General features: G+C 59.6%; 15 protein-coding genes. 6 read left to right on the forward strand and 9 right to left on the reverse strand.

Annotated features, from left to right (window positions below; genetic code table 11):
* The first annotated feature begins 116 nt into the window (after positions 1-116).
* Positions 117-410 carry a hypothetical protein gene (locus ACGK9R_RS01155; RefSeq protein WP_394577728.1) on the forward strand — a complete coding sequence of 98 codons (294 nt, stop codon included), beginning with the start codon at positions 117-119 and terminating at the stop codon, positions 408-410.
* Between the two features lie 122 nt (positions 411-532).
* Positions 533-1,060, forward strand: coding sequence for an HPP family protein (locus ACGK9R_RS01160; RefSeq protein ID WP_394577729.1), 528 nt, complete (start codon positions 533-535; stop codon positions 1,058-1,060).
* A 24-nt stretch (positions 1,061-1,084) separates the two neighbouring features.
* Here the strand turns inward: ACGK9R_RS01160 and ACGK9R_RS01165 are convergent, their stop codons facing one another.
* Positions 1,085-1,645, reverse strand: coding sequence for a gamma-glutamylcyclotransferase (locus ACGK9R_RS01165; RefSeq protein ID WP_394577730.1), 561 nt, complete (start codon positions 1,643-1,645; stop codon positions 1,085-1,087).
* Positions 1,646-1,727: 82 nt separating this feature from the next.
* On the opposite strand from ACGK9R_RS01165, the gene ACGK9R_RS01170 reads away from it, so the two are divergent.
* Together ACGK9R_RS01170 and ACGK9R_RS01175 are read left to right on the forward strand one after the other, a co-directional pair.
* On the forward strand, positions 1,728-2,585 hold the full coding sequence (locus ACGK9R_RS01170) for a sirohydrochlorin chelatase (RefSeq protein WP_394577731.1): 858 nt from the start codon (positions 1,728-1,730) through the stop codon (positions 2,583-2,585).
* A 97-nt stretch (positions 2,586-2,682) separates the two neighbouring features.
* Positions 2,683-4,275: an ABC-F family ATPase gene (locus ACGK9R_RS01175; RefSeq protein ID WP_394577732.1), complete on the forward strand. Its 1,593-nt coding sequence runs from the start codon at positions 2,683-2,685 to the stop codon at positions 4,273-4,275.
* Here the strand turns inward: ACGK9R_RS01175 and ACGK9R_RS01180 are convergent.
* Together ACGK9R_RS01180 and ACGK9R_RS01185 are read right to left on the reverse strand one after the other, a co-directional pair.
* Positions 4,272-4,883: a hypothetical protein gene (locus ACGK9R_RS01180; RefSeq protein ID WP_394577733.1), complete on the reverse strand. Its 612-nt coding sequence runs from the start codon at positions 4,881-4,883 to the stop codon at positions 4,272-4,274. The genes ACGK9R_RS01175 and ACGK9R_RS01180 overlap by 4 nt on opposite strands.
* A gap of 215 nt (positions 4,884-5,098) precedes the next feature.
* A complete protein-coding gene (locus ACGK9R_RS01185; RefSeq protein WP_394577734.1) occupies positions 5,099-6,217 on the reverse strand; it encodes an alkene reductase in 1,119 nt (372 codons plus the stop codon).
* Positions 6,218-6,395: 178 nt separating this feature from the next.
* Here ACGK9R_RS01185 and ACGK9R_RS01190 point away from each other — a divergent pair, with 178 nt between their 5' ends.
* Entirely contained in the window at positions 6,396-7,151 is a 756-nt protein-coding gene (locus tag ACGK9R_RS01190; RefSeq protein WP_394577735.1) for a FadR/GntR family transcriptional regulator, read from the forward strand.
* Between the two features lie 17 nt (positions 7,152-7,168).
* On the opposite strand, the gene ACGK9R_RS01195 is transcribed toward ACGK9R_RS01190, so the two are convergent.
* The 3 genes from ACGK9R_RS01195 to ACGK9R_RS01205 are packed head-to-tail and all read right to left on the reverse strand — an operon-like array spanning position 7,169 to position 10,562.
* Positions 7,169-8,428 carry an allantoate amidohydrolase gene (locus ACGK9R_RS01195; RefSeq protein ID WP_394577737.1) on the reverse strand — a complete coding sequence of 420 codons (1,260 nt, stop codon included), beginning with the start codon at positions 8,426-8,428 and terminating at the stop codon, positions 7,169-7,171.
* Positions 8,429-8,450: 22 nt separating this feature from the next.
* A complete protein-coding gene (locus ACGK9R_RS01200) occupies positions 8,451-9,152 on the reverse strand; it encodes a DUF1028 domain-containing protein (protein ID WP_394577738.1) in 702 nt (233 codons plus the stop codon).
* A gap of 15 nt (positions 9,153-9,167) precedes the next feature.
* Positions 9,168-10,562, reverse strand: coding sequence for a YfcC family protein (locus ACGK9R_RS01205; RefSeq protein ID WP_394577739.1), 1,395 nt, complete (start codon positions 10,560-10,562; stop codon positions 9,168-9,170).
* 267 nt (positions 10,563-10,829) lie between these two features.
* On the opposite strand from ACGK9R_RS01205, the gene ACGK9R_RS01210 reads away from it, so the two are divergent.
* Positions 10,830-11,596, forward strand: a protein-coding gene (locus ACGK9R_RS01210; protein ID WP_394578553.1) for an IS5 family transposase whose coding sequence is annotated in 2 segments (ribosomal slippage) — positions 10,830-10,857 and positions 10,857-11,596 — 768 coding nt in all. Because the reading frame shifts where the segments join, the coding sequence is not laid out codon by codon here.
* A 244-nt stretch (positions 11,597-11,840) separates the two neighbouring features.
* Here ACGK9R_RS01210 and ACGK9R_RS01215 read toward each other — a convergent pair.
* The 3 genes from ACGK9R_RS01215 to ACGK9R_RS01225 all read right to left on the reverse strand — a co-directional run bounded on the left by ACGK9R_RS01215 (position 11,841) and on the right by ACGK9R_RS01225 (position 13,510).
* Positions 11,841-11,987, reverse strand: coding sequence for a hypothetical protein (locus tag ACGK9R_RS01215; protein WP_394577740.1), 147 nt, complete (start codon positions 11,985-11,987; stop codon positions 11,841-11,843).
* A gap of 110 nt (positions 11,988-12,097) precedes the next feature.
* Positions 12,098-12,838, reverse strand: coding sequence for a TSUP family transporter (locus tag ACGK9R_RS01220; RefSeq protein ID WP_394577741.1), 741 nt, complete (start codon positions 12,836-12,838; stop codon positions 12,098-12,100).
* Between the two features lie 9 nt (positions 12,839-12,847).
* Complete coding sequence (locus ACGK9R_RS01225; RefSeq protein ID WP_394577742.1) at positions 12,848-13,510, reverse strand: lysozyme-like domain containing protein; 663 nt, start codon at positions 13,508-13,510, stop codon at positions 12,848-12,850.
* Positions 13,511-13,515 lie beyond the last annotated feature (5 nt).

Raw genomic sequence — 13,515 nt, forward strand, 5'->3', positions numbered from 1 at the left:
GCTTATCAAATTTGGCGAACTACAAGATTCGTGGTTTGCAAAACAGGTACTTTGCTTTGCCCTGGGCGGCCTTTTGATCGACAATGCCGTACTCCTTCAGACCAGGGACATCACGCATGCAGGCAAACGGATTTTTCGATGAAGTGGGCGAGGCCATTGGCGGGGCGATTCGCGTGGTGGTGGAGTTTCTGCTCGGTATCTTCTCCAATTTCTTTGGTGCGTTCGGCGATTTCATCGACGGGCTGACGCGCTCGCTGGGCATCAACGACTCCTTTTTCAGCATCGTGGTGCTGATCATCGGGCTTCTGATTCTGTGGGGCGGGATCAAATCCTTTCTGCGCGGCTCGATCATCGGCGGCATCGTGCAGACCTTCATCGCGCTGTTCATTCTTTCCTGGCTGATGATGTAGCACCGCACGGTGGCCCGTGTTCAGGGGGGGCGCAAGGCTTCATAAGCGTATGACGTATTAATATTTGCTTATCTGGTGCAATTTGCGATCATCTGCACTCTTTTAGTGCTTAAGAGGGTGCCATGAGAACCTACCTGGGCAAAATGCGCGGCGAGCCGTTCAAGCGCGCGCGGGTCGGCTGGCAGGATGCATTATGGTCTTGGGTCGGTGCGTTTTGCGGCATGGCGCTGATCTGCTGGCTCAGCGCCCACTGGCTGACCCAGCAGCTTCTGATCGTTGGCTCCTTCGGCGCCACCTCGGTGTTGATCTACGCCGCCCCGGAAAGCCCCTTCGCCCAGCCTAGCCACGTGCTGTTCGGCAGCGTACTTTCCGCCGCCGTGGGGGTGGCCTGCTACCAGCTGCTGGGCGCGACGCCGTTTTCGATGGCGCTGGCGGTGTCGCTCTCGATTCTGGTGATGCAACTGACTCACACGGTGCATCCGCCAGGTGCTGCGGCGGCGCTGATCGCCGTGGGCGGCGGGGCGAGCGTTCACGCGCTTGGCTGGTGGTACCCGCTCGCGCCGATCGGCATGGGCTGCGTAGTGATGCTGGTGGTGGCGATTCTGGTCAACAACCTGGCCCGCCACCGCCGCTATCCGCGCTACTGGTAACTCGAATGGCTTCGTGAGAAGGACCTAAAAGCGCGAAAGCTCGGCTTCGAGTTCGAAGATGTGTACATCCTCCACGTCGAGCTCGCGCAGTGCCCGGGCAAGATTCATCAGGTAGTCACGGTTGGGCCCGCTCGGGCCCACGGCTTCATGAATATGGCGCGCCATGGCCTCGAGCGGCGCAGGCCCCAGAAACGCCGGGTTCTCCTCGGTCGCCATGTAGACGAGTCCCTGCACCTGACGGCCATCGCTGAGATGCAGCGGCGTGATCTCGCGCAGGTAGCCGTTTTTTTCCCTATGATCCAGCGGTGCCAGGGTTTCCTCGCTGATGCGATAGGCCATGCCGTGGCAGATCGCCCCCTCCGCCCGGGTCAAGGTGACCACCCGCCCCGGCGCCTCTGGCGTTCCGCGGTGGTCGTGGGAGCCCTGCCAAAAGCGCCGCTCGAAGCCTTCGATAAAGGCCCGACGCTGCTCGAGAAAGGGAAAGTCCGCCTTCCAGATCAGCGAACCGTAGCCGAACAGCCAGATATCGCCGTTGGCGTCGAAGGGGCGGCGGCTCTGGTTGACGGCGGTGGTGTCTATCAGCATGGGGCTTACCCGGTGATCATGAGAAGATGTAGAGTGAAAACGTCATGATAACATGGCGACAAACGCTCTTCGGGAGAGGCGCATGCGCGCGATTTTTCTGGTCGATAACGGCTCGCTCAAACCCGCCGCCGTGTTTAATCTGCGCCGCGTGGCGAAGGCGCTCGGCGAGCAGATCAACGAGCCGGTCACGCCGGCGTCGCTGCTGCACTCGAACAAGATTGCCGTGGAAGAACTCGATGGCGAACCCGCCCGCACGCTGGGCCCCGCCGCCGAGCGCAGCGCCGCCGAGGGCGCGCGGGAGATCATCGTCATTCCGTTTTTCTTCGGCGAGAGCCGCGCGCTGACCGACTACCTGCCCAAGCGCATGGCCGAGCTTCAGGCGCGCTTTCCAAACGTTGCCGTGCGCGTGGCGATGCCGCTGGTCGACGAGCGCGGCGACAACGACCTGCGCCTGTCCGGTATTCTCGCCGACAACGTTCTGGAGGTGCTGCCCGATGGGGCACCGCCGCGCGTGGCGCTGGTGGATCACGGCAGCCCGATTTTCGAGGTCACCGCGGTGCGCAACCGGCTGGCGGGCCAGCTCGGGGCGCTTCTGGGCGAGCGCGTCGCCTGCGTGGCGCCAGCCTCGATGGAGCGCCGCGAGGGGGATGAGTACCGCTTCAACGAGCCGCTGCTTGAGAACCTGCTCGAGAGTCCCGAGTTTGGTGAGGCCACGGTGGTGGTGGCGCTGCTTTTTCTTTCGCCGGGCCGCCACGCCGGTGAAGGCGGCGACATCGCCGAAATCTGCCGCCAGGCCCAGGCGCGCCACCCGAACCTTCGCATCACCACCACCCGACTGGTGGGCGAGCACGACGGTATCGCGGCGCTGCTGCGCGCCCGCTTCGAGGCGCTGATGCGCGGCCGCGCGCTGCTCGAACTCCTTCCACCCGGGGGCGATTGATCCTCGGTAGTGCCAGACGCCTTGAGAGCGCGTAGAATCGCGAGCCTTTCACGCGCTCGCGCGTTCACTTTCGCACCCAGCCAACCAGGGGCTCCTCTTGATCGCCACCGCCAATATCACCATGCAGTTCGGGGCCAAGCCCCTGTTCGAGAACGTCTCGGTCAAATTCAACAACGGCAACCGCTACGGGCTGATCGGCGCCAACGGCAGCGGCAAGTCGACCTTCATGAAGATTCTCGGCGGCGAGCTCGAACCCTCGTCGGGTCAGGTGATGCTCGAGCGCACCACGCGGCTGGGCAAGCTGCGCCAGGACCAGTTCGCTTTCGAGAGCGAGCGGGTGATCGACACCGTCATCATGGGCAACGTCGAACTCTGGAAGGTGGCCGCCGAGCGCGAGCGCATCTATAGCCTACCCGAGATGAGCGAAGAGGACGGCATGGCGGTGGCGGATCTCGAAGTGCGCTTCGCCGAGCTCGACGGCTACACCGCCGAGGCCCGCGCCGGCGAGCTGCTGCTGGGCTTAGGGATTCCGCTCGAGCAGCATTTCGGCCCGATGAGTGAAGTGGCGCCGGGCTGGAAGCTGCGGGTGCTGCTCGCCCAGGCGCTTTTCTCCGACCCGGACGTGCTCCTGCTCGACGAGCCGACCAACCACCTGGACATCAACACCATCCGCTGGCTCGAGGAGATCCTCAAGGCGCGCAGCAGCACCATGGTGATCATCTCCCACGATCGCCACTTTCTGAACAGCGTTTGCACCCACATGGCGGATCTCGACTACGGCGAGATCACGCTGTTCCCCGGCAACTACGACGAGTACATGACCGCCGCCACCGCTGCCCGCGAGCGCCAGCACGCGGACAACGCCAAGAAGAAGGCGCAGATTGCCGAGCTTCAGCAGTTCGTCAGCCGCTTCTCCGCCAACGCCTCCAAGGCGAAGCAGGCGACCTCCCGGGCGCGCCAGATCGACAAGATCAAGCTCGAGGAGATCAAACCCTCGAGCCGAGTGAGCCCCTTCATCCGCTTCGACCAGAACAAAAAGATCCACCGTAACGCGCTGGGCGTCGAGGCAATCAGCCAGGGGTTCGAGGGCAATCCGCCGCTGTTCGAGCGCTTCTCGATGGGGGTGGAAGCCGGCGAGCGCATCGCCATCATCGGCCCCAACGGCATCGGCAAGACGACGCTATTGAGAACACTTGCCGGTGAGCTCGCCCCACAGGCAGGCACAATCAAGTGGACCGACGCTGCCGAGCTTGGCGTGTTCGCCCAGGACCACGCGGCGGACTTCGAGCATGACGCCACGCTGTTCGAGTGGATGGGGCAGTGGACCCAAGGCGGCGAGCAGGTGGTGCGCGGCGCGCTCGGGCGGATGCTCTTCTCGAGCGACGACATCAATAAGTCGGTGAAGGTCATCTCCGGCGGCGAGCAGGGCCGGATGCTGTTCGGCAAGCTGACGCTGACCAACCCCAACGTGCTCTTGATGGACGAGCCGACCAACCACCTCGACATGGAATCCATCGAGGCGCTCAACCTGGCCCTCGAGCACTACCCGGGCACGCTGTTGTTCGTCAGCCACGACCGCGAATTCGTCTCAAGCCTTGCCACGCGCATCATCGACATGCAGCCCGACGGCATCGTCGACTTCAGCGGCAGCTACGACGACTACCTGCGAAGCCAGGGGCTGGTCGCCTAACGGCGGCGCTCTTCACCCAGAATACGCCGATAGGTCAGCTCGGAAACCGGGTTCTGCTCGCCGTCCAGGATGCGGCCGCGGAAGGTGTCGTCCATCTCCTGGGCCAGGGTCACGTAAACGTGCATCTGCTGGTTGCGGCGCCGGTGAATCGGCGGTTTGACCAGCAGCACTACGCCGCGCACCGTCTCACGCAGCTCGCCGCTCAGAAGATCCGGCATTTCGCCGGGCGGGTAGGCGTTGGCGACGATGATCGGGTTGGTGCGCTTTTGACCATCGATCAGAAACACCCGCCGCTCGGCGTCGAACCGGGCGTTCTTGCCGCGCAGCCACTCGGTCAGGCGCTCGTCGGTGGTGGCGTCCGGCTTGGCGAAAATCACGAACAGCGCATGTTGACGCCGTCCTGCCAGGCTCTGTGGAGCGGCCGGCGCCGCCGATGGGTCAGGCGCCGAGCACGCCTGGGCGGGCCGAATGGGCGTCTGCATGGGCGAAGTCGGCGGCGCCTCGCTCGGCGGGCGAGCGCTTCGGCGATAGAAATAGAGTGCGACGGCCAGCGCGCCGAGCACAAGCGACACGCCCGCGAGCCAAACGGGAAGGGAAACACTCTCCATGGCACAACACCCCAGGCCTGATCCATATGGTGGCACCGCCAACGCCCGCTGTTGCGATGGGCAGGCGATCCCTGACGACAAAGTAGGCGAAATTCCCTTATCCGTGGGCCGTTCGGCTACAAAAAAGGCACCCCGCGAAAGGGTGCCTTGAATCAGACAGGGTTTGTCAGAAAACGTCAATAATCTGATTTAAACCCGGATTTGTCAGACCTCGATTATTTCAGCCGATCATACCCGTTATCCATAAACGGATAGTCGGTGTAACCCTTCTCATCGCCGCCGTAGAACGTATCGGGATTCGGCTCGTTGAGCGTCGCACCCACGCGAAAACGCTCGACCAGATCCGGGTTGGCGATATAAGGGCGTCCGTACGCGATGAGATCGCTGTTACCGCTTTTAACCATTGCCTCGCCTTTCTCGGCGTCGTAGTGGCCGCAGTAGATCAAGCGGCCGTTGAAGCGCTCGCGCATCCGCTCGCGAAAGCCGTCCGGGAAGGTATTGTCGCCGCCGGCCCAGTTGGGCTCGTTCAGGTGGATATAGGCGATGTTGCGTTTGGAGAGCTCGTCAGCGAGATAGAGCGCCATCGCTTCGGGCTCGTCATCGGTCAGCCCGAAGATCTCGATGAACGGCGTCAGGCGGATGCCCACGCGATCGGCGCCTACCACCTCGATCACCGCATCGACCACCTCGAGCGGGAAACGGGCGCGGTTCTCGATCGAGCCGCCGTAGCGGTCGGTACGCTTATTGGTACCGGTGGCCAGAAACTGGTTGAGCAGGTAGGCGTTGGCGGCGTGCACCTCGACCATATCGAAGCCCGCGTTTTTGGCGCGCTGGGCGGCCTTGCGGTAGTCCTCGACGATGCCGGGGATCTCGTCGGTCTCAAGCGCGCGCGGCGTGCTGGCCGGGTGCTGACCGGCGCTGCCATCCTCGAACTCGACGAAGGCGTTGGCGCCTTCACCCTTCAGCGCGCTAGGCGCGACCGGCTGCTGGCCGTTGGGCTGCACCATTTCGTGGGAGACGCGGCCCACGTGCCAGAGCTGCAGCGCCATACGCCCGCCCTTGGCATGTACAGCATCGACGACCTTTTTCCAGCCTGCTTCCTGCTCGTCGGTCCAGATGCCGGGCGTATAGACATAGCCCCGGGCGGTGGGCGAAATGTTCGTTGCCTCACTGATGATCAGCCCCGCCCCGGCGCGCTGGCCGTAGTAGGCGCGCTGCAGTTCGCCGGGCACGCTATCTGGCGTGCGCGCCCGGGTTAGCGGCGCCATGATGACGCGGTTGGGAAGGGGCAGGCTACCCAGTTCCAGTGGTTGAAAAAGTGTTGCAAAGGCCATTCAGCAAAATTCCTTTATGCGATTGGATATCGATAAAATCAGAATAGACCAGTTTGCTACTAATCACCAGCCTGGTTCTTGCAGGCCCTGCTGGTAGCTTTCTGCGTCACTCGAGGGCGCCTAGCGGAGCATCTCTCTGATATTCTTAAGGCTTATTCGTCAGGAAGGCTTTGTTAGCATGTCGAAGAGTGCACCCCAGCGTCGGCCTTATCAGGTGGCGGAAACCATCAAGTGCTGGATTGTGGATAGGCAGCTGAAGCCAGGTGATCGATTGCCTGGCGAGTCAGAATTAATGGAAACGCTACAAGTGTCCAAAGGCACGGTGCGCGAGAGTATGCGGGTGCTGGAAGCCCAGGGGTTGGTAGAAACTCGTACCGGGCCGGGTGGTGGTGCCTTTGTGCGTGAGATGAGCGATGCCAAAGCCGTGTCGCTGCTGAGTAACTATTTTTTTTTCAAAGAGATATCGATCAAGGATATTTACCAGATTCGTTTGGCGCTAGAGCCTGAACTCGCCGCCTCATTGGCGGGCAAGGTGACCGCTGCTGATATGACGCGTTTACGTGAAAGCCTGCATAGCTACGCAGGTCCTGCAAACGATAGCGAGACCGAACGGCAGCAGCATCTTGATTCCTTGCACTTTCACTTGATGCTCGCTGAGTTGGCCGGTGGCAATCAACTGCTGACGTTCATGATTAAATTCACCATCCAGGTGCTTTCGGATCTAACGATTTACCATCGCCTTTATGAGCCGGTGACTTACGACCTTGGGCAGACCGGCTGTCGTTATCATGCCGAAATTCTGGATGCCATTGAACTGGGTGATGCCGCAAGTGCTTACAATATCATGCGCGAGCACATGCTTGACGCCCAGCGGGTGATGAACCAGCAGGAAGCTCAGGTACGCCGAGGCTTTCTACCCGAATCGTTGATATAACCTACAAAGGGCAGGCATCACGGCGGCGTTAGCTGTTGCAGGAATGCCATCACGATCCGGATTGCGATGTCACCGTCGTCTGCGCTGATGGCTTCGTCGGGGTGATGGCTAAGCCCATCTTTACAGCGCACAAACAGCATGCCGATGTCGGTCAAAAGCTGCATGGCCAAGCCATCGTGCCCTGCACCGCTAAACAGCCTATCTGCTGGTTGACCAACCTTCGTGCAGGCCTTTTCAAGAGCTGTCATCATCCAGTCGGCGCACGCCACCGCATCGGCACTATAGGTGTTTTCAATTTCAATGCTCAATCCACGGCGTTTCGCTACCTTTTCCAAGGCGGTGGTTACGGCTTCTCTACCATACTTGCGAATAGAGGCTTCTGGGGAGCGTAGCTCGATCGTGAACGTTACCTGAGCGGGTATCACATTGACCGCATTGGGATGAACATCGAGTTTTCCCACCACGCCGACCAGATCGGCGGTATCCTGCAGCAAATGATCAATGGCAAGCACCATCTCCGCTGCACCGACTAACGCATCGGAGCGCATCTCCATGGGTGTCGTGCCTGCGTGCCCCGCTTTGCCGCTGAGTGTGACCTGGTGGCGTTCAATCCCTGTCAGGGCTGTCACAATGCCTACGGCATGATTGCGCTGCTCAAGGATCGGTCCTTGTTCAATGTGAATTTCTAAAAAGCCCAGCGTCCTGTCGGGATTTCGAGCGACAGCGGGAATATCGTCAGGCGTGCAGCCGAACGTGGTCAAGGCCTCTCGCAGGGAAATGCCCTCAGGATCCTGCGCGTCAAGCTGATCAGGCGTTACACTCCCTGCCAATGCTTTGCTACCCACCAGCGTGGTTGGGAAGCGCACTCCCTCCTCATCACCAAACGCGACCACTTCTATCCCATAGGGTAGAGTAACGCTTTGACGGTCGAGTGCTTCCAGCGCTAATAGCGGGAGGGCTACGCCCAGCATGCCGTCATACTTGCCACCCTCGATGACAGAGTCCTGGTGAGATCCCATGATGAGCGTTTTGGCACCCGCTTGAGCCTTGGGGCAGCGGCCCACAAGATTACCGGCGGCATCCAGCTGGGGGGTAAGTCCTGCGCGCTTCATCCAGGTACTGATTAGCGGCAGTACTTCATGGTGTGCCTGGGAGCAGAAGAGTCGTGTAACGCCGGGGCCTGGTTCCGAGTACTCGGCCGCTTCGTCCAGGCGATCGAGCAATATCTGGCCCAGCTCGCCTCGAGCAAAGGTGGTAGGAACAGCTTCATCGGTCATGAATTCTCCTGTAGCCACTCTTTCATTGCAGCGGCAGTCGGCGCCAAAAGTCCTGGAAGTCGCTAGCCGTAAAGTGGCCGGCCAACGCCTGCAAAGCCGTTACGACGTCGTCTGACCAATCAACGCGCAAATCGATAGGTGCCTGTTGGAATGATTCAATGCGCAGCGCGGCCGAACGTGTGCCGCGTTTATCGCCTCCCGCTGATAAAGCGGCATCCAAAGCGCCAATGAGATGCATAAGCAGACGTTGATCGTGATGGGAGGAGTAGTGAGGCACTTTGCTTCGCTGAATTGCCGCGTCGCTATTCTCGGCACTCAGCGTTAAAAACCGCGTTGCCAGTATCTGTATGACGTCGCCACTTTTTAGCATGTTGCCAACGGCGGCCACGCCGGGGAAGCAGGTTTCACCTACCTGGGCGACATTCTCGGTACCCGAATGCACCGCTGAGTCGCCATGCATATCCATCACCAAGCACTGGCGTAGCGTAGAGCTGCTATCTTCGCTAATGGCCGCATCAAGTGCCTGCTGGGCGCTGGCCCCCGTCGCAAGGGCTGCATATACCCGAGATGGGTACCACGGGTTGGTAAAGCGCCCTTGGGTTACGCATGCACCCACTCCCCGCCAGCAGTGATGTACATAGCCACCTACTGCCACTCCGCCCGTCGCGGTAATGGTTGCCACCGTGCCCGTGGCAGGATGGCAGTGAACCAGTGAAAGCGTCATCTCGGCTTCCTGTACTCAGTAACCCACCAAGTGGCCAATCACCAGACCTACCCAAGAAAGTCCATAGACCAGTACCATAAACGGCATGATCGCTTTCAGCCACTGAGCGTAAGAGACACGCCCCAGAGCCAGCATGGCGAGTGTGCCGCCGGAGGTAGGTACGATCAGGTTGGTCAAGCCGTCACCCACCTGAAATGCGGTGATCATCAGTTGACGGCTCATGCCGACGAGATCCGCCACAGGAATCAGAATCGGCATGGTCACCAGGGCTTGGCCCGAGCCAGAAGGAACAAAGAGGTTGATCACACCTTGCACTACACTGGCCATGATCGCTGAAAATATGGACGGAATACCGTCGATCATGGTGCTCAGCGAGTTGACGATGGTATCGATAATCACCGCTTGCTCAAGAATGACCTGAATGGAGGCCGCTACCCCGATTACCAGCGCGCCCGCCGTCACGCTGGCAGCGCCCTCCATCATCTGCTTAACGATGCCGTTCGCTGAAAGGCCATTCAAGGCCCCGATGACAATGGCTAACAATAAAAAGATGCCTGCAATTTCGTTGATGTACCAACCACGTGTGAAAACGCCGATCAACATGGCGATCAGGCCACCTGCAAACACGACCATGGTAAGGATGTTGCGTTTGGAAAGGCGGTATTCACTGAGTGGTTTGCTCAGTGACTCTGCGTTGTCCGGCTCTTCGAACTCCATCTTGACGACACGCTTGCAGATATACAGCGAGAGCAGCGCAAGCGATGAAAGTACCAGCAGCGTGCGAAGCCATGCACCGGAAAACGTCGGCAGTTCCGCTATCCCCTGAGCAACGCCGACGGTATAGGGATTGATGGGCGAGAGCGCAAAACCAACCCCAATACCGCCGACGGCCATGGCGGCCCCCACCAAACTGGAACAGCCAATGGCGCTAGCGATGAGTATTGCGATAGGGACTAGCGCAATGTTGTTTTCAAATCCGACGGCAACGCCAAAAAAACCATAGATAAACGTGCCGACGACGATGATCGTATTGCGCCGTTGAACGCCAAGGCGGTTCACCGCTACGCCGATGGCGTTCTCTAACGCGCCGGTCTTTTGCAGAATATGAAAAAGCCCTCCGGCAATAAAAACGATGAACAAATATTGGGAGGCAGAGATGAGTCCTTCAGGAATCGCGACGAAAATATTAAAAAGAGGAATGTTGGCGACATTCTCCAGGTAGGCAAAAGAACCTGGCACTACCACCGTGCGACCATCCTGGGTAACACGCTCAAACTCGCCAGCGGGAATGATAAAGGTCAAACAGTAAGTAGCGACCAAGATAATGAAGATCAAAACCATTGGGTCGGGAACCGACTGGTACCACTTTTTACACGTGCCGGAGAGGCTCGCGGAGTGTCGTTCGGCCATAAGGATACCCTTCTTGTAATGTGTCTTGGCGTAGGCGCTCACCGGCACCTTGTAGTGAATTTATCATGATAAATATCGGGGTCAAGCGGAGGCGGGAAATAATACAAGGACAATCACGCGGTTTTGAAGTGCTCTGTCGAGGCGTTTGTCGAACGGCGAGCCAATTGTTTTACTAGGGCCTGTTGACGTTTGAACGAAGAAGATTTTGCAGGACAGGAGCAGGCTCGCAGAATAGAGGTTCTCACACCGACAAACGGCGAGCTTGCGATGCCACGACACATGCTCACGGATAGCACTGGTCGAAGCTAAAACCCATCCTCCTTCAACAAGGTATTCATGACAAGGCCAGTCTGCGACTCACGGTGGAAGGTATCCTTTACCGGATGCGCACGGGCTGCCAGTGGAGGGACCTGCCCGGGGCGTTTGGGTCCTGGAATACGATCTACAAGCGGTTCAACGCCTGGTCAGCAGCAGGAAAACTGATGACGCTTTTCAGTACGCTGGTGGAGGATCCTGATATCGAGTGGCTATTCATTGATGGTTCTTACGTCAAGGCGCATCAGGACAGTACAGGGGCCTCTACAGGAGAGGCAGAAGCCATTGGTAAAAGCCGCGCTGGCAACACCAGCAAAATTCATCTGGCCGTTGATGCTTACGGGCTCCCCAATGCTTTCAGGGTCACGGGGGGTGAAGTACACGACAGTACAGAAGCCCATGCCTTGATTGATGATTTGCCGTCCGGTGATGCGCTTGTAGCTGACAAGGGCCATGACAGTGAATCTATCCGTGAGCAGGTGGAGGCAAGGGGCATGAAAGCCGTGATTCCACGCAAGCGCAACTCAAAAAAGGGAAATGCCAACCTGGACAGAGGCTTGTATGGCTATCGGCATCTCGTCGAGAACGCCTTCGCACGATTGAAGCCGTATCGCGCCATCGCGACGCGTTACGACAAGCTGAAGCGAAACTACGAAAGCATGGTGGCCCTGGCCTGCGGCTTTTTATGGCTACCCATGCGAAACGTCAACAGGCCCTAGAGCGGGTGAAAATAAATCATGTTCTTTTCATCCAAGGCCAGCGTCTTTTGACAGGTATATCGATCTGCCCGATGGCGCTGGCAAGCGGTAGCATGATCGCGGCGAGTTGGCGGTAGCACACGGCGCTGCTAAGTACGCCTGGGCATTGTTTGAGAAGTAGCTCGCACTGCTGCGAAGCCAGCAATATCTGCTCGACCGCTTGGGGAGAAAACAGCGGCTTGGCCTCTTTGCTGCAGCGATTCAGCTACCGCGACAGCATGGAAAGCATCGAGGTATCCAGCCAGCAGGGCAGCGGGTCGTCCAGGCGCCCGGCAATGGAGTGCTGAACCGCTTCGAACGAGGTTCGCAAAAACACGAGGGTCTGGCGAAGCTGGCGCTGCTCATTGGCCATGGGACTATCCTGCTGAATGCCTCTAAAGGGAACTGGTTATCATTTCTATCTTTTGACGATAGCGACAGCTAATCGGCGTGTCAATATAAAGGCTATTGACCGACGGCCTGTCATTGATTAAGCAGCACAAGCCCTTGAACGAAATAGAACGCGCCGATGGCGGTGACGATCCAACGCGTCCAGGTGCGAAAGTTGGCGTCGGTCAAGCGGTGGAGAATAAAGGTACCCGCGCGCGTGCCCAGTAGCGCAAACGGCGCCGCCAGCAGCACGATGCCCCACTCCCCGGTGCTCAGCGTCAGCGCCGAGCCCAGGTAGAAAACGATCTTGATGCTGTGGGCCACGACCTGCGTCATCGCCTTGGTGGCGACCACCTGACGGCGATCCATCTGCGAGCGCACGAACAAGATGTCAATCAACGGGCCTGACACACCGGCGACGATGGTGAGCCCGCCCGAAGCGAAGCCGCAGGCGAGTGCGTGGCTGGCGCGATTGGCTTTTAGATGAAGCCAGCGCTTGGGCATCCAGATCAGCAGCGGCATCATCCCCAGCAGCAACGAGACGATCGCGGCGTTGGGGCTGTAGCTGACCGACACCAAAAGCGCCGCCGCGCTGACCACCCCCAGCGCCATCTGGCCCACTATGCGCCAGACGATATAGCGCCGCGACAGCCAGGCGCGCGAGCCGTTGGCCGTCAGTTGAATCACCCCGTGCACCGCCATGGCCGAGGCGGCCGGAAAGACCAGCAGCAAAAACCACAGCAGCACCATCCCTCCGGCCATACCAAAAACGCCGGACAGCATCGAGGTGAAAAATACTACGCCGACCAGAGCGGCGCCGATCATAACGGTCATGTAGATTCCTTAACGGCAAAACGGCCAGACCTGATAGAACTTGCGGCATTGAAACTCCGCTTCGCAGGCGCCCAGCTGCGCCTGATAACGCCCGGCGCGGCTCGCCACCTGGCGCCCGGCGCGCAGCACGTGAGGCTTGTTGCGATAGGTGCCGCGCTGATAGCCGCCCGCGCCTTCGTGGTAGGCGTAATAAAGGTGCTCGGGATTGTTCAATGAAATACCGGTCTGGGCGCGGGTGCGCGCGTTGTACCAGCCGATGAAGTCGGTGGCGTGCTTCATGTGGGTACGCCGGGCAAAGAGGCTACCGGCCTGGTCGCGGTACTCGCCCCACACCGGGTCCTGGGCCTGAGCGTAGCCCTTGGCGGACGAGGGCCGGGGGCCGGGGATGAAGCCGAGATAGTATTTGCGATCCGGCCTGACGTGGCTGCGAAACGACGACTCCTGTTGAATGAACGACATTTGCGTGGCGATCGGTGTGCCCCACTGATTTTCCGAGTCGCGGGCGTAGTCGTACCAGCTCGGCTGTTCGCGGAAAATCTCGCAAACGTTGGTTTGGTCCTGAGGCGGGCTCGGCGCGAAGGTAGCGCAACCCGAGAGCATGAGCATGGCCAGCAGCGCCCAAAGGTGGTGAACGTGCCGCGCCGGGCCGGTAACGCCGCTGACATAAAACATGACTT

Source organism: Halomonas sp. HNIBRBA4712, assembly GCF_043558675.1.
Classification (GTDB): Bacteria; Pseudomonadota; Gammaproteobacteria; order Pseudomonadales; family Halomonadaceae; genus Vreelandella.

Coding starts and splice junctions, on each gene's coding strand:
- ACGK9R_RS01155 (WP_394577728.1), top strand. CDS start 117: ATGCAGGCAAACGGATTTTTCGATGAAGTGGGCGAGGCCATTGGCGGG.
- ACGK9R_RS01160 (WP_394577729.1), top strand. CDS start 533: ATGAGAACCTACCTGGGCAAAATGCGCGGCGAGCCGTTCAAGCGCGCG.
- ACGK9R_RS01185 (WP_394577734.1), bottom strand. CDS start 6,217: ATGGCCTTTGCAACACTTTTTCAACCACTGGAACTGGGTAGCCTGCCC.
- ACGK9R_RS01215 (WP_394577740.1), bottom strand. CDS start 11,987: ATGGCCAATGAGCAGCGCCAGCTTCGCCAGACCCTCGTGTTTTTGCGA.
- ACGK9R_RS01225 (WP_394577742.1), bottom strand. CDS start 13,510: ATGTTTTATGTCAGCGGCGTTACCGGCCCGGCGCGGCACGTTCACCAC.
- ACGK9R_RS01200 (WP_394577738.1), bottom strand. CDS start 9,152: ATGACGCTTTCACTGGTTCACTGCCATCCTGCCACGGGCACGGTGGCA.
- ACGK9R_RS01220 (WP_394577741.1), bottom strand. CDS start 12,838: ATGACCGTTATGATCGGCGCCGCTCTGGTCGGCGTAGTATTTTTCACC.
- ACGK9R_RS01170 (WP_394577731.1), top strand. CDS start 1,728: ATGCGCGCGATTTTTCTGGTCGATAACGGCTCGCTCAAACCCGCCGCC.
- ACGK9R_RS01180 (WP_394577733.1), bottom strand. CDS start 4,883: ATGGAGAGTGTTTCCCTTCCCGTTTGGCTCGCGGGCGTGTCGCTTGTG.
- ACGK9R_RS01195 (WP_394577737.1), bottom strand. CDS start 8,428: ATGACCGATGAAGCTGTTCCTACCACCTTTGCTCGAGGCGAGCTGGGC.
- ACGK9R_RS01190 (WP_394577735.1), top strand. CDS start 6,396: ATGTCGAAGAGTGCACCCCAGCGTCGGCCTTATCAGGTGGCGGAAACC.
- ACGK9R_RS01205 (WP_394577739.1), bottom strand. CDS start 10,562: ATGGCCGAACGACACTCCGCGAGCCTCTCCGGCACGTGTAAAAAGTGG.
- ACGK9R_RS01165 (WP_394577730.1), bottom strand. CDS start 1,645: ATGCTGATAGACACCACCGCCGTCAACCAGAGCCGCCGCCCCTTCGAC.